This is a genomic window from Mesorhizobium sp. B2-4-6, from assembly GCF_006442775.1.
GTDB lineage: Bacteria > Pseudomonadota > Alphaproteobacteria > Rhizobiales > Rhizobiaceae > Mesorhizobium.
Genome location: NZ_VFVI01000001.1, coordinates 976,682 through 1,002,708, shown reverse-complemented (window position 1 = coordinate 1,002,708; position 26,027 = coordinate 976,682). Strand labels below are relative to the sequence as shown.

The following is a 26,027-nucleotide window of genomic DNA, read 5'->3' as shown; positions in this document are numbered from 1 at the left end:
ACGACGGCATCAGGCCGCCACGGCCGTGCCCTGGATCGCCCTGCCCCAGTCGAGCAGCGGCCTGGCGCCAAGCGTGAAATCGACGAGATCGTCGACCAGCGCCGGCGAATGGATCGTCGCCGGATCGATGTCGTGCCGGACGACGAAATGCCGGTTGCGCACCGCCTGGGCGAGATCCTCGTCGCCGACATCCTCGAAACCGCGCGGCGCGCGCTTCAGGCGGTCTTCCGGATCGAGTGCCAGGCCGGCCTTCTCGAGCGACGAGACCATGCTGCGGAACGCGGCCGGCTTGGTCACGATCGCCTTGCGCATCGCCTGCAGCAGCTCGGGCGCCGGCTGCCACCAGGCCACACCGGCAAAGCAGCGCTCAAGCCCGATATGCACATAAAAGACCCCTTGCGACATCTTGCTGCCGTCGGGCGAGAGGATCGCCGACAGGTGTCGGTTGTAGGGCCGCTTGTCCTTTGCGAAGCGCACGTCGCGATTGATGCGGAACAGCGATTTCTTGCGGTCGCCGCGCAGACCGAGCTTGGCCGCCTCGAAACGCTCGCTGAGCGTCTCGACAAGATCGCAGAACGGCCCGTGCAGCTCGCTGTCGAACAGGTCGCGGTTTTCCTGGAACCATTCGCGGCTCTGGTGGAAGTCGAGCGCCTTGAAGAACGGAATGGCCTTCTGCCCAAAACCCTTGAACGCGCCAGTCATCAGCCGCCCCTGCCGATGCGCTGCAGCCAGGTATCCTCGTCGATCACCTCGATGCCGAGGTCGCTCGCAGTTTTCAGCTTCGAGCCGGCACCCGGACCCGCCACCACCAGGTCGGTCTTGGCGGAAACCGAGCCCGCAACCTTGGCGCCGAGCCGCTCCGCCATCGCCTTGGCTTCGGATCGCGTCATCTTTTCCAGCGAGCCGGTGAACACCACCGTCTTGCCGGAGACTTCGCTGCCGGCCGAGATTTCCATGACGTAGGGTTTCGGATGAACCTGCGCGAGCAACGCATCCAGCACATCGTCATTGCGCTCATTGCCGAAGAAGTCGCGCAACGCGTTGATCACCGTGTCGCCGATGCCGTTGATCGACGGGAACACGGTGTGCGGATCTTCCGCCTTTGCCGTCTCCTTGCCGACGCGGATCAATTCCTCGATGGTCGAGAACTGGCGGGCAAGCACGGCGGCCGTCGTCTCGCCGATATGGCGGATGCCGAGCGCGAAGATGAAACGGTCGAGCTCCGGTTCGCGGCGCGCGTCGATGGCTGAAAATAGCTTGTCGAGACCTTCATAGTTGCGCTCCTCGACGCTGCGCACATTCTTGCGCGCCTTGCCCGAGGCTTCCTCGCGCAGCCTCGCCTGCTCCTCGCGCCGCTCGGCCAGCGCCTTGGTGACGGCCGGGCGGCGATCCTTCAGCGTGAAGATGTCTGCGGCCGTCTTCACCAGCCCCGAATTGAAGAAGAGGTCGATGTTTTCCGCGCCGAGGCCCTCGATGTCGAGCGCGCCGCGCGACACGAAGTGGCGCAGCCTCTCCACGGCCTGCGCGGCGCAGATCAGCTCGCCCGTGCAGCGCCGCCGCGAATCCTCCTTGCCCGTCTTCTCGTTGATCTCGCGCGTCGCCGGCGAGCCGCAAACCGGGCAGGTATGCGGGAATTCATAAGGGACCGCGCCGGCCGGCCGCCTGTCGACGACGACGCTGACGATCTGCGGGATGACGTCCCCTGCCCGCTGGATCACCACCGTGTCGCCGATGCGCACGTCGATACCGTCGCGGATCGGCTGGCCGTTGCTGTCGAAACCCTTGATGTAGTCTTCGTTGTGCAGCGTGACGTTCTCTACCACCACGCCGCCGACCGTGACCGGCGCCAGCCGCGCCACGGGCGCCAGCGTGCCGGTGCGGCCGACCTGGATGTCGATCCTCTCGACCGTCGTCATCGCCTGCTCGGCCGGGAATTTGTGGGCCACCGCCCAGCGCGGCTCGCCGGTGACGAAACCCCAGCGGCGTTGCAGCTCCAGCTGGTCGACCTTGTAGACGACGCCGTCGATGTCGTAGCCCAACGAGGAGCGCTGCTCCTCGATGCGATGGTAGTGCGCGATGAGGTCGCCGATCGACTTCGCCCGCACCATCAGCGGGCTGACCTTGAACCCCCACTCGGCGAATTTCTGCACCGAATCGTACTGGGTGGGAGCCGGATCCGCCGTCGTATAGCCCCAGGCATAGGCGAAGAATTTCAGATTGCGGCTGGCGGTGACCGACGGGTCCTTCTGGCGGAGCGATCCGGCCGCTGTGTTGCGCGGATTGACGTAATCCTGGCCGCCGACCGCCGCCGAGCGCTGCTTCAGCGCCTCGAATTCGGCATAGGTCATGTAAACCTCGCCGCGGATTTCGATCGTCTCGGGCCAGCCCGATCCCTTCAGCATCTCCGGGATGTCGGCAATGGTTCTCAGATTGGCGGTTATATCCTCGCCGACCGTGCCGTCGCCGCGCGTCGCGCCCTGCACGAACACGCCGTTCTCGTAACGCAGCGAAGCCGACAGCCCGTCGATCTTCGGCTCTGCGGTGAAGGCGATGTCGAGGTCCTTGTCGCGATCGAAGAAACGCCGGCCGCGCTCGATGAAATCGGCAACGTCCTGATCGGTATAGGCCTTGGCGAGGCTGAGCATCGGCACGGCGTGGCGTACCTTGGCAAATCCTTCCGCCGGCGCGGCGCCAACCCGTAGCGACGGCGAATCCTCACGTATCAAGCCAGGAAAATGCTCTTCAAGAGCGAGGTTGCGCCGCCGCAGCGCGTCATATTCGGCATCGGTGATCGTCGGCGCATCCTCGGCATGATAGCGCCGGTCATGCTCGGCGATCTCTGCCGCCAGCCGCTTCAGCTCCTCCGCGGCCTCGCCTTCGGTCAGCGATTCGACTGATTTTTCCGACATGAAACGCGGTCCTCGAATTTTGGCTGGCCACTATAAATCAGGATTCGCTGCGAGGGAGTCGGGTTGCGAAGAAATCGTTGCTGAACAGCGGGATGCAGCCATCTGCTGACTCAGCCTGCCAGCGTCCAGAAATCTTAAGCCGCCGCGGTATTCTCGCGCAGCAACCGCTCCGCAGCCGCGCGGGCCTCATCGGTGATGGTGGCGCCGGCCAGCATGCGCGCGATTTCCTCCTGGCGCGCTGCGCGATTCATTTCGGTAATGCCGGTGGCCACACGCTCCTTGCCGCCGGATTTCGAGATCAGGAAATGCGTGGCCGCGCGTGCCGCGACCTGCGGCGCATGCGTGACGGAAAGCACCTGCACCCGCTTCGACAATCGCGCCAGCCGCTGGCCGATGGCGTCGGCCACCGCGCCGCCAACGCCGGTATCGATCTCATCGAACACGAGGGTCGGCGCCGAGCCGCGATCGGCCAGCGCCACCTTCAGTGCCAAAAGGAAGCGCGAGAGCTCGCCGCCGGAAGCGACCTTCATCATCGGTCCCGGCCGGGTGCCCGGATTGGTGCGCACCCAGAATTCGACCTGGTCGATGCCTTCTTCCATGCGGCTTTCGGCATCGCTTCCCATCTCGACGATGAACTCGGCCCGTTCGAGCTTGAGCGCCGGCAGTTCCGCCATCACCGCCTTGGTCAGGCCCGCCGCCGCCGCATGGCGCAGCGATGAAAGCTGCGCCGCGGAAATATCGTAGGCCTCGCGCGCCGCGGCGGCCTGCTTGGCCAGCGCGTGCAGCCGTTCCTCGCCGGCATCGAGGTCGGCAAGATCGGCCACCATCGTGTCGCGCAGTTGCGCCAGATCGTCGACCGCGACACTATGCTTGCGAGAGGCGGCGCGTAGCGCAAACAGACGCTCTTCCGCCTTCTCCAGACGCTGCGGATCATATTCGGTGGCGCGAAGCGCTGCTTCCACGCCAGACTGCGCGGCGTCGAGCGAGAGCATCGCTTCATCGAGCGATTTGACCACATCGTCGAGCAAGCCGGGCGCTTCGCTGGACTTGCGCTGCAGCCGCCGCAACAGGCTGGCGAGCTGCGGCAAGGGCGAGGACGGCCCCGACAGCACATCCTGCGCATCATGGATTTCGCCGGCGATCTTTTCGACGCGCATCATCGTCGCGCGCAATTCCGCAAGCTCTGTTTCCTCGCCTGGCTGCGGGTCGAGCTTTGCGAGCTCGGCGACGGAAGCGCGCAGATAATCGGCCTCGCGCGCCGCCGCCTCGACCTTGGCGCGATGCCGCGAAAGCTCCTGCTCGCAGTTTCGCCAGTACCGCCAGGCTTCGCCCGTGCCGCGCACGGCGCCCAGATGGCCGCCGAAACTGTCCAGCAATTCGCGATGCGCGCCGGGATCGACCAGAGCCCGCTCGTCATGCTGGCCGTGGATCTCGACCAGCGCGCGGCCGACATCGCGCATCAGGGTGACGCTGGAGGGCTGGTCGTTGACGAAGACGCGGGTGCGGCCATCGGCCGTCTGCACGCGGCGCAGGATGATGTCGCCATCGTCCTCGATGTCGTTTCCGGCGAGCAACGCACGTGCCGGATGGTTGCGCGGCACGTCGAACACGGCGATGACCTGGCCTTGCGCGGCGCCATGGCGCACGAGCGAGGCATCGCCGCGCGAGCCAAGCGCCAGCGACAACGCATCGAGCAGGATGGATTTGCCGGCGCCGGTTTCGCCGGTCAGCACCGAAAGCCCAGGCAGGAAGTCGATGTCCAGCTTCTCGATCAGGACGATATCGCGGATCGACAGTCTGGACAGCATCGCAAGCTTCAGGCGCCGGTGATCAGCTTCCCGGCCTTGGAAATCCACGACCCGGCATTTTCGCGCGGTTCAAGCCCGTTGCTCTGCAGGAGCTTGTAGGAATCCTTGTACCACGAGCTGTCCGGATAGTTGTGGCCGAGCACCGCCGCAGCCGTCTGCGCTTCGGAGGTCAGGCCCATCGCATAGTAGGACTCGGTCAGGCGCGCGAGCGCCTCCTCGACATGGCGGGTGTTGGAATAGTTCTCGACCACGGTGCGGAAACGCTTCACTGCGGCGATGTATTCGCGGCGCTCGAGATAGTAGCGGCCGACCTGCATCTCCTTGCCGGCGAGCTGGTCGCTGGCAAAGCGGATCTTGTCCTTGGCGTCGCCGACATATTCCGAGTTCGGCCAGCGCGTCACCAGATCCTGCATCGTCTGGATGGTCTGGCGCGCTTCCTTCTGGTCCTGGGTGACGTCCTTGATCTGCCGATAGTAACAGAGGCCGATGATGTACTGCGCGTAAGCCGCGTCGTCGGTCGAGGGATAGAGGGTCAGGTAGCGCTTGGCCGAGCCGATCGCCTCGTCGTAATTGCCGGCCCGGTAGTCGGCGAAAGCGCCCATCACCATCGATTTGCGCGCGAATTCCGAATAGGGATGCTGGCGGTCGACCGCGTCGAACTTCTTGCTCGCCTCGTCGAGACGGCCGGCATTCATGTTGGCCAGGCCCTGGTTGTAGAGAACGTCGGCCGGTTCCGTCTGATCGACATAGGTCGCCAGGTTGACATCCTTCTCGGAGGACATGCAGGCCGACAGCACGAGCGCGGGAGCAATCACCGACAGCGCCAGCAAAACACCCCGACGCGGCGTTACCGATTGACCAACTCGCGAAAAAAACATGTTTGGATTCCGCCCCTTCGGCGTCGTTTCGGTCCGGGCCGAAGCCTTAAACCATTATCCCCTTGCCCGGCAACGCTATGTCCGGCCAATCGCACATTTTTGTGGCAAGCCCACGCTATGGCCAAAGCCGCGGATTTTAGCAGCCCTGTGATGCAGCCATGCAACACAAGCCTGACCACAAAGCCAGAAAACGGTTAAAAATCAGATCACCCAGGGTGCGTAGACCGGCCGGCTGACGGCGATCATCTCGGCGACGCGGCCGCGCTCGCGGCGCCTCGTTTCGACGATCTCGAAGGCCGTGTGGTCGGAAAGCAGCCGGCGTAGCGCCGAGGCGTTCATCCGGTGGCCGCCGCGATAGGAGCGGAAGCAGCCGATGAAGCGCGCGCCGGCCAGCGCCAGGTCGCCCATCGCATCGAGCGTCTTGTGGCGGGCGAATTCGTTGGGATAGCGCAGTCCGCCGACATTGATGACGCGGTTGTCGTCGCCGATGACCAGCGAGTTTTCCAGCGAGGAGCCAAGCGCGTAGCCGGCGGCCCAAAGCCTCTCGACGTCCTTCATGAAGCCGAAGGTCCGCGCCCGCGCGATGTCGCGGCGGAAGATGTCGGGATTGATGTCGGAAGCGAATTGCTGGCGGCCGATCGCCGGGCTCTCGAAATCGATCTCGACCTCGAATCGCGTGCCGTCATAGGGGCGGAACTCCGCCCAGGACGCGCCGGCTTCCACCCGCACCGGCTTGACGACGCGGATGTAGCGACGCTTCACCGCCAGCGGCTCGATGCCGGCCTGGTCGATGGCTTCGACGAAGGCCATGGCGCTGCCGTCGAAGATAGGGACTTCCGAACCGTCGATCTCGATGATGAGGTTGTCGATGCCAAGACCGAACACGGTGGCCATCAGATGCTCGACGGTGCCGATATGCTCGCCGGTCGGGTCGCCAAGCATGGTGCAGAGATCCGTGGCGCCGACTTCGGCGACCAGGGCGCGAAACTCTCGGGCTTCGCCGCCGTTCGAAAGATAGAAGACGATGCCCGTGTCGGCATCGGCCGGCAGGAAATGAACGGTGACGGGTTTGCCGCTATGAACGCCGATGCCAGCCAGCGTCGCGCGCGATTTCACTGTCGTCTGATAGTCGTGCAAGAGAAACCCCATACGCCCAAAATGCCTGCGTCCGCTCCATCGGCCTTGGGTATCTTGCAGCCAGTTGAATGGTCTGGCGCTCGCACAAGGCGGCAAAATAAGCAAGAGCATGCGGCTCTGGTATAATCGGCAGGCAGGGCTACTCCCCGAATCCCGGCAAACCGACTTTAGTCCGTGGCGAAGATAATGACCCGCTTTGGAGACTCCAAATCACGGTTTCTTACCCTGTGTAACTGCGAAACGGTGTCAGAAACAGCTCATAAAGCACTGTTTTTAATGCGCTTTATAAAAGCAACAGGCAGACGATCTCTCGTCTGCCTGTTAACAACCGTTATATATCGTTAACGATCGGCGGTTCGCCGCATCAACGATCGGCGGTTCGCCGCATCCTCAGTTGGCCTGGCGGCGCAGGAAAGCCGGGATTTCCAGCTGGTCGTCTTCCTGGACCGTGCGGGCCTGCGGCGTCAGCCGGCCCTGATCGTCGAGTTGGCCGCGACGCGGCGCGTAGAGCTGCGGATCCTGGCTGGCGAGACGGCGCATCTCCGGCGCGGCCTGGCGCAGCTTCGGCTCGCGCGGCTGCGCCGGCTGGAGCCGGGCCGGCTCTTCCTCGCGGCGGGTCAGGCCGTTGGTCAGCCGCTTGATCAGCCCCATCGGACCGCTGTTCTCATGGTCCGCCGGACGGGTCTTGGCTTCGACTTCAGCCCTTACCACCGGCGGAAAGTCCTCCACGCGCGGCATGCGCTGCGGGGCAGCGGCCATCGGCTGCGGCATCTCGCGCTGCGGCGCGGGCTGCTGCATGACCTGCTGCGGCACCACCGGCTGTGGTTGGGGCTGGGCCGGCGGAGCCTGGAAGATCTTGCTCTGCGGCCGGAAGTCGTCGACCGGCGCGGGACGCGGCTGCGCCATGGCGGCGGCGTTCGCCTCGGCAAGCTGGATCGCCTCGGCGACCGGATCGACCACGCGCGTCTCGTAGGCCTGCGGCTGGACCGGCGCGGGACGGATTTCAGCGGCCGGAGCCGCCGGGCGGGCGGCCGGCTTCTGCGGCGCGCGGATCGAGATCGGCGCGGCCGCGATTTCGGCCGCCGACTTGTCGATGCCGGTGGCGACGACCGACACGCGGATCACGCCTTCCAGTTCCTCGTCGAAGGTGGCGCCCAGGATGATGTTGGCTTCCTGGTCGACCTCCTCGCGGATGCGGGTCGCCGCCTCGTCGACTTCGAACAGGGTCAGGTCGCGGCCGCCGGTGATCGAGATCAGCAGGCCCTTGGCGCCCTTCATCGAGGTCTCGTCGAGCAGCGGATTGGCGATCGCGGCTTCCGCGGCGGCCATCGCGCGGCCCTCGCCCGAAGCCTCGCCAGTGCCCATCATCGCCTTGCCCATCTCGCGCATCACCGAACGGACGTCGGCGAAGTCGAGATTGATCAGGCCTTCCTTGACCATCAGGTCGGTGATGCAGGCGACGCCCGAATAGAGCACCTGGTCGGCCATGGCGAAGGCATCGGCGAAGGTGGTCTTGTCATTGGCCAGCCGGAACAGGTTCTGGTTGGGGATGACAATCAGGGTGTCGACGCATTTCTGCAGTTCCTCGATACCCAAGTCGGCCGTCTTCATGCGGCGCTGGCCTTCGAAATGGAACGGCTTGGTGACGACGCCGACGGTGAGGATGCCCTTCTCGCGCGCCGCGCGGGCAACGACCGGAGCAGCGCCCGTGCCGGTGCCGCCGCCCATGCCGGCAGTGACGAAGCACATATGGGTGTTGGAGAGATGATCGATGATCTCGTCGATGCACTCTTCCGCCGCCGCGCGGCCGACTTCCGGCTGCGAGCCGGCGCCGAGGCCTTCGGTGACATGCGCGCCGAGCTGGATCAGCCGCTCGGCCTTCGACATGGTCAACGCCTGCGCGTCGGTGTTGGCCACCACGAACTCGACGCCGCGCAGGCCGGCTGTGATCATGTTGTTCACGGCATTGCCGCCGCCGCCGCCGACACCGAACACGGTGATACGGGGCTTAAGCTCGGTGATGTCCGGCTTCTGCAGATTGATGGTCATTGTCTCCGTCCTTTGCCTTTCCCGCCGCCTCGCCGCTGCGGCCGCCTATGGGGCTGTCCCCGTCAAATTAAAAACTGTCTCTCAACCACTGACTCATGCGATGCAGTTTTCCACCCGTTCCGGTCATCCTGAAACCGGAAAGTCCTTTCGCCGAATGGCTCTCGAAGCTCGCCATCTGCGGATAGATCATCAGCCCGACCGGGGTCGAGTACGCCGGTCCCTTGGCCGCCTCAGGCAGGCCTGCGACGCCCAGCGGCCGGCCGATGCGCACGTTGCGCCCGAGGATACGGCGCGCCGCTTCCGGCAGGCCGGCGAGCTGGCTGGCGCCACCGGTGAGCACGACGCGCTTGCCGACGGCATTGCCATAGCCGGACTTGTTCAGCCGGTCGCGCAAAAGCTCCAGTGTCTCGTCGATGCGCGCGCGGATGATGCGCGTCATCACCGAGCGCGGAATCTGCAGCGGCACATCGCCTTCCTCGCCGATCGGCTGGATCGAGACGAGGTCGCGGTCGTCGGCGCTGCCGGGCAGCGCCGAGCCATGCATAACCTTCAGCCGCTCCGCGGCATCGAGCGAGGTCGACAGGCCCTTGGCCATGTCGAGCGTCACATGGTTGCCGCCGATGGCGATGGCGTCGCCATGGACGAACTTGCCTTCCGAGAACACCGAGATGGTCGTCGTGCCGCCGCCCATATCGATGCAAGCGGCGCCCATTTCGAGCTCGTCGTCGACCAGCGAGGCAAGCCCGCTGGCATAGGGCGTCGCCACCATGCGCTCGACCGACAGGTGCGAGCGGTTGATGCAAAGCTCGAGGTTGCGCATCGGCGCGGCATCGCCAGTCAAGACATGCATGTCGACGCCAAGCGCATCGCCCACCATGCCGCGCGGGTCGCGTATGCCGCGCTCGCCATCGAGCGAGAAACCGACGGGCAGCGAATGGATCACCTCGCGCTCGGCCCGCAGCGCCTGCTTGGCGCCGGCGGCTAGCACGCGCTTGATGTCGACGTCCTCGACCTGGTGACCGCCGAGATTGATCGTCGCCGAAAAGGCTTCGCTCTTCAGCCGGCCCGCCGTCATGTTGACGATGAGGGAATCGACCGTGAGCCCGGCCATGCGCTCGGCCGCGTCGACGGCAAGCCGGATGGCATGCTCGGCGCGATCGAGATCCACCACCACGCCGGACTTCACGCCTTGCGACTTCTGGTGACCGATGCCGATCACCTGGATGCGATGCGAACGCCCACGCAGAAGCTTGCCTTCCTCGTTCGGCTTGAGCTTCGCCACGACGCAGCAAACCTTGCTGGACCCGACATCGAGCACCGTGAGCGTGCCCGACCGGCGCGAAGAAGCGTCACCGCTGCCGCCAAGCCAGCTCATATCTTTCTCTCCGCCTTGCTGCGCTTGGCCAGGCTCTTCGGCTTTTCGCTGAGCGCGGCTTCGCGCTGCGTCGCCGCTTCCGGCGAGAGCTCCACGACCAGCCGGTCGGGGAGCCGCATGTCGACGGCCGCGATGTCGCGCGTCAGCAGCCCGTTATCATGGTCGATCTTGACGAGCTCGGCGATCGCCTGGTCCTCGCCGTCTTCCGGCAGCTTGATCGTGATGCCGTTCTCGAGCCTCAGGTCCCAGCGGCGCTCGCCGACACGGATGTAACCTTTGACCCGCGCCGCCAATGCGGGGTAGCGCTCGATCTTGGCGAGAAAGGCCGGCGCCATCGCCGGCGCGCCCGTGCCGATGATCAGCGGGAGCAGCGCCTGCCTGCCACCCGAGAACGGCGCTATCATCTCGCCCGATCGTTCGATGACCGAAACCGAATTGCCCTGCTGCCAGAGCGCGAAGGGCTCGCGTTCCTCGATGCGCACTTCAAGCGTATGCGGGTAGATTTTGCGTACCGCCGCCCCCTCTACCCAGGGCAGCGTCGCGATGCGCTCGCGAGCCGCTTCGGCATCGAAGCCGATCAGCGAGGTCCAGCCGTCGAGGCCGAGCCGGTCCAGCACATCGATCTCGGACGCCTGGCGATTGCCGACCACCTTGATCTGGTCGACGGCAAAACCGGTGCGAGCCGTGATGGCCTGCACGATGCTGTCGGTGTAGCCGCCAAGATAGGCGCCATAGGCGCTGCTGGATGCGATCAACGCGGCGGAAAGGATCGCCGCCGAAAAGCGCGGCGCCTCATACTCGCCGCCACACAGGCGCGCCAGCACGCGCATCGGCCGGCGGAGCTGACGCGGCAATACGAAACGGTCGAATGACAGCGGCATGCCGAACAGCGCGAAACCAGCCGCGCCACCGCCATTAACCTGTCCCCACCTCAACGCAGACACGAAGCGTCCTCCACCATCCAACTCAACAAATCGCCGAACGAATGTCCCGCTTGCGCGGCGATTTCAGGCACCAGAGACGTCGGCGTCATGCCCGGCTGAGTGTTGACCTCTAGCCAGACAACCTCGCCGTTTTCGGAGTGACGGTCGTCGTAACGAAAGTCCGATCGGGAAACGCCCCGGCAACCAATGGCAAGATGAGCCTTGAGGGCCAGTGTCTGTATTTTTTGGTAAATATTCGGTGAAATTTTAGCAGGGATTTCGTGTTTTGATCCGCCGGGAACGTATTTTGAATCGTAATCGTAGAAGGAATGCCCGGTCGGAATGATCTCGCAGACGCCGAGCGCCACGTCGCCCATCACCGCGCAGGTCAATTCGCGCCCATGGATGTAGCGCTCGACCATGACGGCCTCGCCATATTGCCATTCGGTCGAACCGATCACCTGAGGCGGATGCGACTGCCCCTCATGCACGATGACCACGCCGAAGCTCGATCCCTCATTGACCGGCTTGACCACATAAGGCGGCCTCATCGGATGCTTGTTCTGGACGGCGAAGCGATTGACCACCTTGGATTCCGCGACCGGAATGCCGGACGCCTTGGCAATCTTCTTGGCCTGCTCCTTGTTCATGGCCAGCGCCGAAGCAAGTACGCCCGAATGGGTGTAGGGAATTCCGAGATATTCGAGAATCCCCTGAATGGTGCCGTCCTCGCCGAACGGACCATGCAGCGCATTGAAGGCGACATCAGGCTTGAGCTCGGCAAGCACAGACCCGACATCGCGAGAAACATCGACACGGGTGACCTGATAGCCTTCATTCTCGAGCGCATCCGCACACGCCTTCCCCGAGGACAGAGACACGGGCCGCTCCGAGGAGAATCCACCCAGGAGGACAGCCACATGCTTGTTCTTCATTCCCGTCATCCCTCTCACGCCGGGTCTGCAACCGATATTCCCGCACCGCATTTCCAAACATTGAGTCCGAGTCTTCCGGCAGGTTGCCCCCCAGACGGAAAACGCGGATTCACGCGTCGAACGACTCAAATCAGGAAACGCTTTAGGGCAGAGAATCAGAGAGTTGATTCGCTGGCAAGTGCCTACGATTCCGAGAGATTCACTTTCCGCGAAAACAGCCGCAAAAAGTGAATTGTGAGTCTTTGAGGCAACGGTTTTACGGCCATTTCAGACTGCTGGAAGTTCAAGTATCACATGAACTTCAGCCCAAGCTAAAGGAGCTGCCCGAGGAACTCCTGCACGGCGTGGCCCGGCCTGAAATTGCCGAGGCGCTTGATCTCCCAATGCAGCCGGATGCCGGAATTCTCGAGCACCCGCGCCCGCACCGTCTCGCCGAGATATTCGAGGTCGTAGCCGGTGGCCGTGCCGGTGTTGATCATGAAGTTGCAATGCATCGGCGACATCTGCGCGCCGCCGATCATCAGCCCGCGACAGCCCGCCTTGTCGATTTCCTTCCAGGCCGAGGTGCCTTCCGGATTCTTGAAGGTCGAGCCGCCGGTTTTTTCGCGGATCGGCTGCACCGTCTCGCGGTGGTTCTGCACGGCATCCATCGCCGTCTTGATCGCGGCCTTGTCTTCTGGAAACCCTTCGAAAATAGCTGAGGTGAAGACCAGGCCGGAAGGCGCGGATGAGTGGCGATAGGCATAGCCCATATCGTCAGTGAGCAACGTATGGAGGTTGCCCTTGCGGTCCAGCGCCCTCACCTCGACGACGCGCTCGCGGGTCTCCACGCCGTTGGCGCCGGCGTTCATCCTGAGCGCGCCGCCAATGGCGCCGGGGATGCCGTGGTAGAAATGGAAGCCGCCGATACCGGCCTCATAGGCGACCGCTGCGAGACGCTTGTCGGACGTAGCAGCGCCCGCCTTGATGCCGATCGACGAAACAACTTCGGCCTCGCCGAACCCTTTGGCCGAGAGCCGGACGACGAAGCCCGGAATGCCGCCGTCGCGCACCAGAAGGTTCGAGCCGACGCCGACCACCGTGACCGGCACCTCTTCCGGCACCGCGCGCAGGAAGGCCGCCAGGTCTTCCTCGTCGGCCGGCTGGAACAGCGCCTCGGCCAGGCCGCCGGCCCGGAACCAGGTGATCTTGTCCATCTCCGCGTTCGGCGTGATACGGCCGCGCAGGCCCGAAAGCTTGTCGCCGAGCTTGTCGATCAGGTCCTGGCCACGCATCATGAGGGCGTCCCACCCAGTTCCTTGGGCAGCGCATAGGCCCATTGCGTGATATTGCCGGCGCCGAGGAAGACGACGAAATCGCCGGGCTTGGCAAGCTCGCGAATGACTGGCGCGATCGCCGCCGCGCCATCGATATAGCGCGCGTCGCGATGGCCGCCCGAGCGGATGCGCGACACCAGTGCGTCGGAGGTCACGCCTTCGATGGGCTCCTCGCCAGCCGCATAGACTGGCGCCACCATCACCGTGTCGGCGTCGTTGAAGCAGACCGAGAACTCATCGAAGAGATCGTGCAGGCGGGTGAAGCGATGCGGCTGCGCGATGGCGATCACACGCCCTTTGGTCGCGCTGCGAGCCGCCTTCAGCACCGCCGCGATCTCGACCGGATGGTGACCGTAATCGTCGAACACCTCGACGCCGTTCCACGAACCGGTATGGGTGAAGCGCCGCTTGACGCCGGCGAAGGACGACAGGCCCTTCTTGATCGCCTCGGCCGAGAGGCCAAGCTCATGCGCGACGGCAATCGCCGCCGTCGCGTTGGAGACGTTGTGCCGGCCCGGCATCGGCAGGCGCAGGTCCTTTATCGAAGTCGTGCCCCGCCCCTTGCGATCGCGGATCACGACATCGAATTCGGAGATCGCGCCCTGCATGCGGTGGTTGGTGAAGCGCACATCGGCCTGCGCGTTCTCGCCATAGGTGATGACGCGCCGGTCCTCGATGCGGCCGACCAGCGCCTGCACTTCCGGGTGGTCGGTGCACATCACGCCGAAGCCGTAGAACGGCACGTTCTCGACGAACTGACGGAAGGCCTCGCGCACCTTGTCGAAGCTGCCATAGTGGTCGAGATGCTCGGGATCGATGTTGGTGACGACGGCGATGTCGGCCGGCAGCTTCAGGAAGGTGCCGTCGCTCTCGTCGGCTTCGACCACCATCCACTCACCATCGCCCATGCGCGCATTGGTGCCATAGGCGTTGATGATGCCGCCATTGATGACGGTCGGGTCGAGCCCGCCGGCGTCGAGCAGCGTCGCCACCATGGAGGTGGTCGTCGTCTTGCCATGCGTGCCACCGATGGCAACGGCCTGACGGAAGCGCATCAGTTCGGCCAGCATCTCGGCTCGGCGGACGATCGGCAGCAACTTTTCGCGCGCGGCTTTCAGTTCCGGGTTGGATTTCTTGATAGCGGTCGAAACGACCACGACTTCGGCGTCGCCGAGATTCTCGGCCTTGTGGCCGACGAAGCATTCGATGCCCTTGTCGCGCAGCCGCTGCACATTGGCGCCGTCGGCCTGGTCGGACCCTTGCACCTTGTAGCCGAGATTGTGCAGCACCTCGGCGATGCCGCTCATGCCGATGCCGCCGATCCCGATGAAATGCACAAGGCCGATCGTCTGCGGCATCTTCATGCGCGCGTCCTCCTGTAGTCCGAAACCGTTTTGCCGGACGCAATAGCCTCTGTCAGATCGGCGAGCAACCGCGCCGCGTTCGGTTTCCCGGCCGAGCGGGCGGCGGCGGCCATGGTCGCCAGCCGGTTCGGGTCCTTCATCAGCCCACAGACCAACTCGGCGATCCGCTCCGCCGACAGCGTCGATTGCGGGTGGAGCTCGGCCCCGCCGGCGGCGGCAAGGGCCGCGGCATTCGCTGCCTGGTCGTGATCGAGCGCGTGCGGATAAGGCACCAGCAGCGCCGGCCTGCCGATGACGGCGATTTCCGAAACGGTCGAGGCGCCGGAGCGTGACATCACCAGATGCGCCGCCCCCATGCGCGCCGCCATGTCGGTGAAGAAGGGCGAAACCTGGACGTCGACGCCGAGTTTGGCATAGGCGGCCTTCACCCTCGCCACATCCTCGGCGCGCGCCTGCTGGGTGATCGCCAGCCGCTTGCGCAGATCTTCCGGCAAAAGCGCGATCGCCGCCGGAACCGCATCGGAAAAGAACTGCGCGCCCTGGCTGCCGCCGAACACCAGGAAACGGAACGGCTCGCCCCCGTTCGACGCCAAATACGGCGTCTTCGCGGCTTCCAGTACCTGCGGCCTGACCGGATTGCCGGTGGTCACCGTTTTTGCGCCGTCAGCGCTGGCGCCCTCCGGCAGGAAGCCGCCGGCAATCGCATCCACGCGGCTGGCAAGCGCCTTGTTGGCGCGGCCCATGACGGCGTTCTGCTCATGGATCAGCGTCGGCACTCTTCGCCTTGTCGCCGCGTAGAGCGGCGGCAGCGTCGGATAACCGCCGAAGCCGACGACCGCCTCCGGCTTGATCCTGGCGATGATCCGTCCCGCTTCGCGCACGCCCTGCCAGATTTTCCAGAAGGCCGAGATCACGGCGACCGGATTCCTCGATCCCAGCGTCGCCGAGGCGATCGCGTGGATGTCGGCGGCGGGAAACTGGCCGGAATAACGCTTGGCGCGCCGGTCGGTGGCGAGATGCACCTTCCAGCCGCGTTCGATCAGCTCATGCGCCAGCGCCTCGGCCGGAAACAGATGTCCGCCCGTTCCGCCGGCTGCAAGCAGGATGACACCCTTCGCCATCCTGTCTCATTCCGCCGGCATAGCGCGCTGCGAGAGGACGAAGCCCATCTGCTTGCGCTTTTCCGGACGCTTGCGCGTCAATGCGAGCACCATGCCCATCGAGACGGCGATGGCGATCTGCGAGGAGCCGCCATAGGAGATGAAGGGCAGCGTCATGCCCTTGGCCGGCATCAGCTGCAAGTTCACGCACATATTGATGGCCGATTGCAGGCCGAAGACGGTGACAAGGCCGCCCACGGCATAGCGGGTGAAATCGTCCTGCTCCTTGAGCGCGATGCTCAAGCCGCGCAGCACGATGAAGGCGAAGATCGACATGATGAAGAAGCACATGATGAGGCCGAACTCCTCGCCCGCGACCGAGAAGACGAAGTCGGCGTGGCTGTCGGGGATGACCCGCTTCACCGTGCCCTCGCCCGGGCCGACGCCGAACCAGCCGCCATTGATCAGCGCCTCGCGCCCCATATCGACCTGGAAGGTGTCGCCTTCGCCGGTCATGAACTTGTCGATGCGCGCGGCGACGTGTGGAAACACCGTATAGGCCGCGAACACGCCGCCGATGCCGGCAGCACCCAGTGCTACGATCCAGAACCAGGGCAAGCCGGCCATGAAGAACATCACGCCCCAGGTGCCCAGCACCAGCATGGTCTGGCCGAGATCGGGCTGCGCCACCAGAAGCGAGATGACCAGCGCAAGCAAAAGCATGGCGAACAGATTGCCGGGAATGTCGGGCTGGCGCCTGTGCTCCGCAAAGAGCCAGGCGCAGATGATGACGAAGGCCGGTTTCAGGAACTCGGACGGCTGGATGGAAAGCCCGGCGAGCGACACCCAGCGCCGCGCCCCCTTTACCTCGACGCCGATGTAGAGCACCGCCACCATCAGCACCAGCATGATGCAGATCATCACCAGCGACATGCGCCTTATCTGCCGCGCCTCCAGGAAAGAGACCGCCAGCATCACGACAAGCGCCGGGATGGTGAAGATGATCTGGCGCGTGGCGAAGTGGAAGCTGTCGAGGCCGATGCGCTCGGCCACCGCCGGACTTGCGGCGAAAGACAGCACGATACCCAGTCCCATCAGCGACAGGAATGCCGCCAGGAACCAGCGATCGATCGTCCACCACCAGGTGGCGACAGGACTTTTGTCGAGACGGCTTTGCATCAACGTGGCCCTCCGATGGGTTTCACACCATCAATAGCAGTCGCAGCTTGCCTGAAGGCTTCGCCGCGAACTTCGAAATTCTTGAACTGGTCGAAACTGGCGCAGGCCGGCGAAAGCAGCACCACGGCCTCGCCGCCGGTGTCCTTTGCCGCGTCGGCGGCGGCATGCTCCACCGCCGCCGCCAGCGTTCCGGATATCTCGTAAGGCACCGTCTCGCCGAGCGTCGCCGCAAAGGCGGGCGCCGCCTCGCCGATCAGATAGGCCTTGGCGATGCGCGGGAAGAAGCCGCGCAGCGGCTCGATGCCGCCTTCCTTGGGCAGGCCGCCGGCGATCCAGTAGATACGGTTGGCGAAGCTCGACAGCGCGGGCGCGGCCGCATCGGCATTGGTCGCCTTGGAATCGTTGACGAACAGCACATGGTCCTTGCGGCCGACCTGCTCCATGCGGTGCGCCAGCCCGGGGAAGCTTTCGAGCCCGGCCTGGATCTCGCCCAGATCGAGCCCGACCTTCAGGCAGGCGACGACGGCGGCCAGCGCATTCTGCGCATTGTGCTGGCCGCGCAGCGAGCCGATGCCTTCGAGGAAGGCGACGCGGCTGTAGCGGCCATGCACGGCTTCCATCAGATTGGTGCCGTCGGCGAAATAGCCGTCGGTCAGTGGCAGGCGCTTGGAAATGCGGATGACCTGCCGGCCGGCGCGCTCCAGGCGGTCTGCGATCTGGGCGCACCAGGAATCGTCGACGCCGATGATCGCGATGTCTGAGCCGGCAACCAGCCTTTCCTTGATCGAGGCGTAATGCGCCATCGTGCCGTGCCGGTCGAGATGGTCCGGCGTCAGGTTGAGTAGGATGCCGGCGGTCGGATTGATCGAGGGCGCGAGATCGATCTGGTAGGACGAGCACTCGACCACATAATGCCGTGTCGGCTCAGGCGGATCGAGCGTCATGATCGCTCGGCCGATATTGCCGCCCATCTGCGTGTCGCGACCCGCCGACTTCAAGACATGCGCCGTCAGCGCCGTCGTCGTGGACTTGCCGTTGGTGCCGGTGATCGCGATGAAGGGTGCTGCCGGCGCGCGGCTGATGCGCTCGCGGCAGAACAGCTCGATATCGCCGATGACCTCGACGCCGGCACCCCGCGCCAGCTCCACCGTCCAATGCGGCTTGGGATGCGTCAGCGGTACCCCTGGCGACAAAACGAAGGCGGCGAAATGCTGCCAGTCGGCGGTGTGCAGGTCGCCGGTCGCAATCCCCGCGGCCGCCGCCTTGGCGACGCTGTCCGGATTGTCGTCCCAGGCCAGCACCTCGGCGCCCCCCGCGATCAGCGCATGCGCGGTGGCGATCCCCGAGCCGCCAAGCCCGAAGAGCGAAACGCGTTTGCCTGAAAAGGAAAAGGCGGGGATCAAGCGGGTGCCCTATCTCAGCTTGAGGGTGGAGAGGCCGACCAGCGCCAGGATGACGGCAATGATCCAGAAGCGGATCACCACCTGGCTTTCGGTCCAGCCGAGCTTTTCGAAATGGTGATGGATCGGCGCCATCAGGAAGACGCGCTTGCCGGTCATCTTGAAATAGCCGACCTGGATGATGACCGACAGGATCTCGACCACGAACAGGCCGCCGACGATAACCAGTACGATCTCGTGCTTGGTGGCGACCGCGATGGTGCCGATCAGCCCGCCCATCGCCAGCGAACCGGTGTCGCCCATGAAGATCGCGGCCGGCGGCGCGTTGAACCAGAGGAAGCCGAGGCCGGCGCCGATCACCGCGCCGAGCACGACGGCGAGCTCGCCGGTGCCGGGCACGAAATGGATCTGCAGATATTCGGCGAAGACCGCGTTGCCCGAAAGATAGGCGATGACGCCGAAGGACGCCGCCGCGATCATGATCGGCACGATGGCCAGGCCGTCGAGGCCGTCGGTCAGGTTCACCGCATTGCCGGCGCCGACGATGACGAAGCAGGAGAACGGGATGAAGAACCAGCCGAGGTTGACGAGGAATTCCTTGGCGAAGGGGAAGGTCAGCGACGACGAGAACGGGGCTTGGCCGTTATGCATGATCACCCAAGCCGCGATGGCCGCGATGACGAACTCGATCGCCAGCCTCGCCTTGCCGGAGAAGCCCAGATGCGACTGCTTGGTGACCTTGAGATAGTCGTCGTAAAAGCCGATCGAGCCGAAGCCGACGGTGACCAGCAACACGACCCAGACATAGATGCTGGAAAGGTTTGCCCATAAGAGCGACGAGCCGATGATGCCAGACAGGATCATCAGCCCGCCCATGGTCGGCGTTCCGGCCTTCTTGAAATGGGTCTGCGGGCCGTCGGCGCGGATCGGCTGGCCCTTGCCTTGCCGGATACGCAGCGAATTGATGATCGTCGGCCCGAAGATGAAGACGATCAGCGCCGACGTGATCAGCGCGCCGCCGGTGCGAAAAGTGATGTAGCGGAAGACGTTGAAGAACGAGATCTTGTCCGCGAAATCGACGAGCAGTGTGAACATGGTCTTTCCGTCCCCCGGAATCCGACCTAGGTCGGCTTAATGTTTGTGGCTTCCGCCGGAAATTTGCCGAGCAATGCCTCGACCAGCTTTGAAAACCCGATGCCTTTCGACGATTTGACCATCACCACGTCGCCGGGCCTGAGCGCGGAGATCACCACCGGCTTCAGTTCTTCCGCTTCCGATCGATACTCGGTTGCGATGTCTGACGGCAGGACGTCGGCCAGCGCCTGCATTTCCGGCCCGCCGAGAAAGACGTTGCGCGTGCCCGTGCCGACGATCAGCCCGGCAAGCGCCGCGTGGAGCTTGGCCGAATGGCTGCCGAGTTCCAGCATGTCTCCGAGCACCGCGATGCGCCGGCCCTCGCCCGAGACAGGCGTGGCGTTGAGCAGCGCCATGGCCGCCGCCATCGACGCCGGATTGGCGTTGTAGCTCTCGTCGATCAGCGTGATCGGCCCGTTGGGATGATGCAGGACATGGCGCCGGCCCCGCCCGCGCTCGGCCGAAAGATCGGCGAGCGCGGCCGCGACCTTGTCGAGATCGGCACCGACCAGTTGCGCGGCGCCGAGCACGGCCAGCACGTTCTGTACGATATGGCGGCCAGGCGCCCCGACACGGGCGGTCAGGTCCTTCTTGCCGATCTTGACGGCGATGTCGGAATGGTCGGCATGAAGCTCGCAGCCGACAAGGCGGAAGGCTGAGCGGGGATTTTCGCCGAAGCCGAAGACATGCTCGACTCCCGCCTCTTTCGCCATTTTCCCGAGCAGCTTCCAGCGTGGATCGTCGCGGTTGAGTAGCGCGGCGCCGCCGGGCTCGATCCCCTCGAAAATCTCGGCCTTGGCCATGGCGATCTCGTCGAGATTCTTGAAGAAGCCGAGATGGGCGGCGGCAATGATCGTCACGATGGCGACATGCGGCCTGACCATCTTGACCAGCGGCCTGATCTCGCCCGGATGGTTCATGCCGATCTCGAAGACCGCGTAGTCGCAGTCCTGCGGCATGCGCGCCAGCGTCAGCGGCACGCCCCAATGGTTGTTGAACGACTGCGCCGAGGCGTGCACTTTGCCGACCGCCGACAGCACATGGCGCAGCGCTTCCTTGGTGGTCGTCTTGCCGGCCGAGCCCGTGACCGCGATGATCCTGGCCTTCGAGCGGGCGCGGGCAGCCACGCCGAGCTTCTCGAGAGCCGCAAGCACGTCCTGCACGACGATCATCGGCGCCGTCAGCCGACCGAGCGAGGGCAGCTTGCCCTCGGCGACGACCAGCACAGCCGCTCCGGCCTTGACCGCGGCTGTCGCGAAATCATGGCCGTCCATCGCCTCGCCCTTGATGGCGAAGAAGGCGTCTCCGGGCGCAAGGCTGCGGCTGTCGATCGAAATGCCGGTGATGCCCTCCGGCAGCGAGCCGATCGGCCTGCCGCCCATGGCTTCGACCAGCGCTTCCGACGTCCACAGCAAACTCATGCGGCGCGCTCCTTGAGCGCCTCGCGCACTTCCTCGTGGTCGGAGAAGTGGAAGGTTTCGGTGCCGACGGTCTGGCCCTCCTCATGCCCCTTGCCGGCGACGATGAGCGTATCGCCGGCGCGAAGCATCGCAACCGCCTCGTGGATTGCCTTGCGGCGATCGCCGATCTCGATGGCGCCCGGCGCCGCTGCGAGGATCGCCGCGCGGATCGTTTCGGGCACTTCCGTGCGCGGGTTGTCGTCGGTGACGATGACGATATCGGCGAGCCGCGTCGCGATCTCGCCCATGATCGGCCTTTTTCCTCGGTCGCGGTCGCCACCGCAGCCGAACACCACGACGACGCGACCCGTGGTGAAAGGCCGGACCGAGGTCAGCACATTCTCCAGCGCATCGGGCTTGTGCGCGTAGTCGACATAGACGGGGGCGCCGGCGGCGGTGGTGCCGACGAGGTCGAGCCGGCCCGGCGCGCCCTGCAATTTTTCCAACGCCGCCAGGGCTTTGTCCGCGGGCGTTCCGGTCGAGATGGCAAGGCCGGCAGAGACCAGCGCGTTGGCGATCTGGAAATCGCCGGCCAAAGGCAGGTCGACCTCATGCAGCACGCCGTCCGCCACGACCTCGGCGCGCTGGCGATGGCGCTCATGCTCGACCCGCTTGAGTGTCAGGAAATCGCCATGGCGACCGACGGTCAACACCTTCAGGCCCGCCGCCTTTGCGGCCTTGATCGTGGGCTCCGACCACGGGTCGTCGGCAAAGACGATGGCGGGCGCGCCCTTCGGCAACAGCGTGTCGAACAGGCGCAGCTTGGCGCGGTGATAATCCTCGACCGTCGGATGATAATCCATGTGGTCGCGGCCGAGATTGGTGAAAGCGCCGGCCGCGAGCTTCACGCCGTCGAGGCGGCGCTGGTCGAGACCGTGGCTCGAGGCTTCCATCGAGGCGTGGGTGACGCCTGCATCTGCCAGTTCCTTGAGCAGTCGGTGCAGCGCCACCGGATCGGGCGTCGTCAGTGAGCCATATTCGTTGCGGCCGGGCGCAACGACACCGGTCGTGCCGATCGAAGCGGCGACAAAACCCGCCTGCTCCCAGATCTGGCGGGTGAAGGCGGCGACGGATGTCTTGCCGGCGGTGCCGGTGACGGCGACCATGGTCTCCGGCTGGCGTCCGAAGAAGCGCGCCGCGCTGAGCGCCAGCGCCAGGCGCGGATCATCGACGGCAAGAACCGGTACCGACAGACCGGAGACGGTCGCGCCCCTGCCGGTCACGATCGCCGCGGCCCCTCGGGCCGCGGCATCGACGGCATAGGTCGATCCGTCGGCCTTGCTGCCGGCAAGGGCGAAGAAGACGACGCCGGTCTTGACCGAGCGGGAATCGGAGGAAAGTCCGGTCACCTCCAGATCGCGGGAAGCTGTTCCCTCGACAGGCAGGATACCGGCTAGATCTTTTAGATGCATTGAGTCCCGTTCACCGCAACAAAATAGCGCGCAGTTGCCGGCGCGCCGCAAGAATCACTGATAGGAAACCAGCGTTGCACCATTTTCATGGCTGAAATCTGGCTTCACGCCAAGCATGGCGGCCGCGCGTCTGATGATGTTGCCGGCCATAACCCCCGCATTGTTGGCGGCGACGTCGGTCATCCCGGGCTTCTCCGGATGCGGAGCGTCGGCGATCGTGAACACCAGAAATTGCGGATCGTCCATCGGGAAGGCGGCGACGAAGGTGTTGAAATTCAAGTCCTTGGAGTAGCGGCCGTTGATGACCTTCTCGGCCGTTCCGGTCTTGCCGCCAACCCGGTAGCCGGGGACCCTGGCATTTCTGGCCGAGCCCTTCTCGGCGTTCAGCGTATAGAGATAGCGCATGCCTTCGACCGTCTTGTCGCTGACCACTTTCTTGGCGACCGCCATGGCATCCTGCTCGCTGCGCACCAGGAATGTCGGCTCGATCAGATAGCCCTGCATCAGCGCCGCGCAGCCGACGGCGGCCTGCAGCGGCGTCGTCGACACGCCGTGGCCGAAGGCGATGGTGAACGAGTTGACCTGTTTCCAGACCTTGGGTTCGGTCGGGCGCGCGACTTCCGGCAGTTCGGTCTGCATCCTGTCCAGAATACCGAGGCGGTGCAGGAATTCGCGGTGCCCCTCGATGCCGACCAGTTCGGCCTCCCTGGCCGACCCGATGTTGGACGAATAGAGGAACACTTCCGGCAGCGACAGCACCCGGTTCTTGCCGTGGAAATCGTGGATGGCCTGATGGCCGACCCGGATCGGATGCGACGCGTCGAAGCGGCTGTTCATCGTCGCCTTGCCGGAATCGAGCGTCATGGCCGAGGTGAAGCTCTTGAAGGTCGAGCCCATCTCGTAGAGACCGGCCGACATACGGTTCAGCCGGTCTTTTTCCTGGGCGTTGTACGGATTGTTCGGGTCGAAGTCCGGCACCGAGGCCATGGCCATCACTTCGCCCGTCTTGATGTTCAGCACGACGGCGCCGGCGCCCAGTGCGCGATAGCGCTCCAGGCCGGCGGCGATCTCGTCGCGCACCACATGCTGGACGCGCAGATCGATCGAAAGCTTGACCGGCTTGAGATCCTTGGCCACCGCGAGCCCCGACGCCTGCAGGTCGCTCAGCCCCTGCTCGTCGATATACTTCTCCATGCCGGAGATGCCCTGGTTGTCGATGTTGGTGAGGCCGACGATGTAGGACGAGGTCTCGCCGCTCGGATAGAAGCGGCGCTTTTCGGTGCGGAAGCCGAGGCCGGGGACACCCAGCGCCATGATGTCGGCCTGCTGCTTCGGCGTCAGCTGGCGCTGCAGCCAGACGAAGCCGGCGCCGCTCTTGAGCTTGCGATAGGTCTGCTCGTAGTCGATCTCCGGCAACACGGCCGACAATTTCTCGATCGCTTCGTCGGCGTCGACGATACGGCGCGGCTCGGCAAACAGCGACGCCGTCTTGATGTCGGTCGCCAGGACCTCGCCATTGCGATCCACGATATCCGGACGCGATGCCGTGACCCGGTTCTCCGGGCCGCCGGAAAGATCCGGATTCTGCATGCCGAGATAGACGAGCCTGCCGGCAATGGTCGAATAGATGGTGAAGAACACCGCCATCGTCATGACGATGCGCGTCCTTGCCTTGCCGCCAGTCGCCTTGCGCGCGGCGTCGACGACGATCGAGCCATCCTCCGCCTGCTTCTTCCGGCGCTTCAGCAGTTCGCCGATCCTTGGAAGCCCGCCGATCATTGAACGGTGCTCCCGGTGACCACCGGATCCTTGCCTTCAGATGGCTCCTTCCCGGAATTGTCGGCCATGCCGCCAAGCCGCTGCGAGGAGAGGTCCTCGATGGTCAGGGGTTTCACGGGGATGTCGTCGAGGCTGCCGATCTGGTGCGCGTTGACCGGTTCGAGCCCGAGCTGGCTCTTATAGACATCGGCAAGCTTCTGCAGCCGCGACGGCTGGGTGAGCAGACTCCAGTCCGCCTTGAGGAGATCGATCGTCTCTTCCTCGTAGTGGATCTGCGCCTGGATCTTCTGCACAGCCGCCTGTTGCTCTTCGGCTTCGCGCTTCGTCTTGTAGGTAAGGGCGGCGGCCGAGACCATGACGGCGATCAGGACTATGTCGCTGGTACGAAACACGTGCTCACCTCTCTCCCGGCCGCTCGACGGCGGGAAGCTTTGGAAGGCCGAAAATCGAAAAGTCGCCGGCGCGCGCCGGGGCATCGGTGCGTATCGCCGCGCGCAGCCTGGCCGAGCGCGCGCGCGGATTGGCCTCCGTCTCGGCCTCTCCCGGCGTCACGCCGCCGCCGGCCTTGCGGAAGGTGGCAATGCGCACGGGCGCGTCGGGCATATGCCGCGAGCCGCTGGCTGCTTCGGAACGGTCGGCGATGAAGCGCTTGACGATGCGGTCTTCCAGCGAATGGAACGTCACCACGGCGAGCCGTCCGCCGGGTTTCAGCGCCCGCTCGGCGGCCAGCAGCGCTCTTGCCAACTCGCCAAGTTCGTCATTGACGAAGATGCGCAGCGCCTGGAAGACGCGCGTGGCCGGATGGATCTTGTCCTTCGGCCCTCTTCCGATATGCGTTTCGATGGCGTCGGCGAGATCGAGCGTGCGCTCGAAAGGCCTCTTCTCGCGCCGGCTTTCGATCATGCGCGCGATGCGGCCGGCATGGCGCTCCTCGCCGAGAAAGCCGAAGATACGCGCAAGGTCGCCCGCCTTGAAGGTGTTGACGACATCGGCGGCGGAGAGACCCGCCTGCGCCATGCGCATGTCGAGCGGCCCGTCGGCGCGAAAGGAAAAGCCGCGCTCGGCTTGGTCGAGCTGCATGGAGGAAACGCCGATGTCGAGCACCACGCCATCGGCGCTCTTGACATGCTCGTCCAGCGTCGAGAACGGCGCCTGGACAAGCCTCAGTCGGCCGCCTGCCCGTTCTTCGAGCGCCCTGCCCGCCGCGATTGCGTCCGGGTCGCGGTCGATGGCAACGACGGAAGCGCCGCGATCGAGGATGGCGCTGGTGTAGCCGCCGGCGCCGAATGTCCCGTCGACGATCGTCTCGCCGGCCTTCGGTGCGAGCGCGTCGAGCACCTCGGCAAGGAGGACCGGAATGTGACGGGCCAGTCCGCCAACGGCGTGAGGGTCATCGCCGTGGCCAGCCATCATTCCGATCGCTCCCCGGGCTTCGTCCCCTGCCGAAGCTGCAAAAGCCTGGCCCGCGCCTGCGCCCCATAGGCGGCAAGCCGTCCCGGCTCCCAGACTTGAAAGAAATTGCCGCGGCCGACAAAGGCCACCTCGTTCGAGATGCCCGTATGCTCGCGGATGAAATCGGTCATGGTGATGCGGCCGTCCTGGTCCAGCTTCAGAAACGTTCCGTCGCCATGGCAGAAGAACGACATGTCGTCCGCCGTCTGCAGGAACGGGTCCTCCAGCGCGATCCGCTGCTCGTAGCGGTCGAGCAGGTCGAGCCCACCGACATCCATCGCCGACAGGTCCAGGCAGCGCAGCGCGTAGAGTTCCGAATAGCCGCGTTTCTGCACCACGGCGCGGAAATGCGCCGGAACGGACACCCGCCCCTTCGCATCGATCCTGCTCACGGTGTTCGACAGAAACCGGTCCAAT

General features: G+C 64.9%; 21 protein-coding genes. All 21 read right to left on the bottom strand.

What is annotated here, in order from left to right; genetic code table 11:
- Window positions 1-9 precede the first annotated feature (9 nt).
- Window positions 10-702 carry a TIGR02453 family protein gene (locus FJ957_RS04740; RefSeq protein WP_140829017.1) on the bottom strand — a complete coding sequence of 231 codons (693 nt, stop codon included), beginning with the start codon at window positions 700-702 and terminating at the stop codon, window positions 10-12.
- The gene (ligA, locus tag FJ957_RS04735) at window positions 702-2,909 is read right to left on the bottom strand and encodes an NAD-dependent DNA ligase LigA (RefSeq protein WP_140829015.1); all 2,208 of its coding nucleotides are present in this window, start codon (window positions 2,907-2,909) and stop codon (window positions 702-704) included. Before ligA ends, FJ957_RS04740 begins: the two co-directional genes overlap by 1 nt.
- Window positions 2,910-3,043: 134 nt before the next feature.
- Window positions 3,044-4,717 carry a DNA repair protein RecN gene (gene recN / locus FJ957_RS04730; protein WP_140829013.1) on the bottom strand — a complete coding sequence of 558 codons (1,674 nt, stop codon included), beginning with the start codon at window positions 4,715-4,717 and terminating at the stop codon, window positions 3,044-3,046.
- An 8-nt stretch (window positions 4,718-4,725) separates the two neighbouring features.
- Window positions 4,726-5,595, bottom strand: coding sequence for an outer membrane protein assembly factor BamD (locus FJ957_RS04725; protein WP_140829011.1), 870 nt, complete (start codon window positions 5,593-5,595; stop codon window positions 4,726-4,728).
- A 201-nt stretch (window positions 5,596-5,796) separates the two neighbouring features.
- Window positions 5,797-6,744, bottom strand: coding sequence for a UDP-3-O-acyl-N-acetylglucosamine deacetylase (lpxC, locus tag FJ957_RS04720; RefSeq protein ID WP_140829010.1), 948 nt, complete (start codon window positions 6,742-6,744; stop codon window positions 5,797-5,799).
- 378 nt (window positions 6,745-7,122) lie between these two features.
- Window positions 7,123-8,781, bottom strand: coding sequence for a cell division protein FtsZ (gene ftsZ / locus FJ957_RS04715; RefSeq protein ID WP_140829008.1), 1,659 nt, complete (start codon window positions 8,779-8,781; stop codon window positions 7,123-7,125).
- Between the two features lie 67 nt (window positions 8,782-8,848).
- Entirely contained in the window at window positions 8,849-10,156 is a 1,308-nt protein-coding gene (gene ftsA / locus FJ957_RS04710; protein ID WP_140829006.1) for a cell division protein FtsA, read from the bottom strand.
- Complete coding sequence (locus FJ957_RS04705; protein ID WP_140829004.1) at window positions 10,153-11,100, bottom strand: cell division protein FtsQ/DivIB; 948 nt, start codon at window positions 11,098-11,100, stop codon at window positions 10,153-10,155. The genes ftsA and FJ957_RS04705 overlap by 4 nt, the downstream gene beginning before the upstream one ends.
- Window positions 11,088-12,014: a D-alanine--D-alanine ligase gene (locus FJ957_RS04700; RefSeq protein WP_140829002.1), complete on the bottom strand. Its 927-nt coding sequence runs from the start codon at window positions 12,012-12,014 to the stop codon at window positions 11,088-11,090. Before FJ957_RS04700 ends, FJ957_RS04705 begins: the two co-directional genes overlap by 13 nt.
- A gap of 311 nt (window positions 12,015-12,325) precedes the next feature.
- Window positions 12,326-13,291, bottom strand: a complete 966-nt coding sequence (gene murB / locus FJ957_RS04695) for a UDP-N-acetylmuramate dehydrogenase (RefSeq protein WP_140829000.1) — start codon at window positions 13,289-13,291, stop codon at window positions 12,326-12,328.
- Window positions 13,288-14,694, bottom strand: coding sequence for a UDP-N-acetylmuramate--L-alanine ligase (gene murC, locus FJ957_RS04690; RefSeq protein WP_140828998.1), 1,407 nt, complete (start codon window positions 14,692-14,694; stop codon window positions 13,288-13,290). Before murC ends, murB begins: the two co-directional genes overlap by 4 nt.
- Complete coding sequence (gene murG, locus FJ957_RS04685; RefSeq protein ID WP_140828996.1) at window positions 14,691-15,815, bottom strand: undecaprenyldiphospho-muramoylpentapeptide beta-N-acetylglucosaminyltransferase; 1,125 nt, start codon at window positions 15,813-15,815, stop codon at window positions 14,691-14,693. The genes murC and murG overlap by 4 nt, the downstream gene beginning before the upstream one ends.
- Before the next feature lie 6 nt (window positions 15,816-15,821).
- Window positions 15,822-16,973, bottom strand: coding sequence for a putative lipid II flippase FtsW (gene ftsW / locus FJ957_RS04680; protein ID WP_140828994.1), 1,152 nt, complete (start codon window positions 16,971-16,973; stop codon window positions 15,822-15,824).
- Window positions 16,973-18,376, bottom strand: coding sequence for a UDP-N-acetylmuramoyl-L-alanine--D-glutamate ligase (gene murD, locus FJ957_RS04675; RefSeq protein WP_140828992.1), 1,404 nt, complete (start codon window positions 18,374-18,376; stop codon window positions 16,973-16,975). The genes ftsW and murD overlap by 1 nt, the downstream gene beginning before the upstream one ends.
- Window positions 18,377-18,385: 9 nt before the next feature.
- The gene (gene mraY / locus FJ957_RS04670) at window positions 18,386-19,468 is read right to left on the bottom strand and encodes a phospho-N-acetylmuramoyl-pentapeptide-transferase (RefSeq protein ID WP_140828990.1); all 1,083 of its coding nucleotides are present in this window, start codon (window positions 19,466-19,468) and stop codon (window positions 18,386-18,388) included.
- 26 nt (window positions 19,469-19,494) lie between these two features.
- Entirely contained in the window at window positions 19,495-20,928 is a 1,434-nt protein-coding gene (locus tag FJ957_RS04665) for a UDP-N-acetylmuramoylalanyl-D-glutamyl-2,6-diaminopimelate--D-alanyl-D-alanine ligase (protein WP_140828988.1), read from the bottom strand.
- Window positions 20,925-22,379: a UDP-N-acetylmuramoyl-L-alanyl-D-glutamate--2,6-diaminopimelate ligase gene (locus FJ957_RS04660; protein WP_140828985.1), complete on the bottom strand. Its 1,455-nt coding sequence runs from the start codon at window positions 22,377-22,379 to the stop codon at window positions 20,925-20,927. Before FJ957_RS04660 ends, FJ957_RS04665 begins: the two co-directional genes overlap by 4 nt.
- 54 nt (window positions 22,380-22,433) lie before the next feature.
- Window positions 22,434-24,158 carry a penicillin-binding protein 2 gene (locus FJ957_RS04655; protein WP_140828983.1) on the bottom strand — a complete coding sequence of 575 codons (1,725 nt, stop codon included), beginning with the start codon at window positions 24,156-24,158 and terminating at the stop codon, window positions 22,434-22,436.
- The gene (locus FJ957_RS04650) at window positions 24,155-24,550 is read right to left on the bottom strand and encodes a hypothetical protein (protein WP_140828981.1); all 396 of its coding nucleotides are present in this window, start codon (window positions 24,548-24,550) and stop codon (window positions 24,155-24,157) included. The genes FJ957_RS04655 and FJ957_RS04650 overlap by 4 nt, the downstream gene beginning before the upstream one ends.
- 4 nt (window positions 24,551-24,554) lie before the next feature.
- Window positions 24,555-25,571 (bottom strand): 16S rRNA (cytosine(1402)-N(4))-methyltransferase RsmH, encoded by a 1,017-nt coding sequence (gene rsmH, locus FJ957_RS04645; RefSeq protein ID WP_140828978.1) that lies wholly within the window; start codon window positions 25,569-25,571, stop codon window positions 24,555-24,557.
- Entirely contained in the window at window positions 25,568-26,026 is a 459-nt protein-coding gene (gene mraZ, locus FJ957_RS04640) for a division/cell wall cluster transcriptional repressor MraZ (protein WP_140644023.1), read from the bottom strand. The genes rsmH and mraZ overlap by 4 nt, the downstream gene beginning before the upstream one ends.
- Between the last annotated feature and the right edge of the window lies 1 nt (window position 26,027).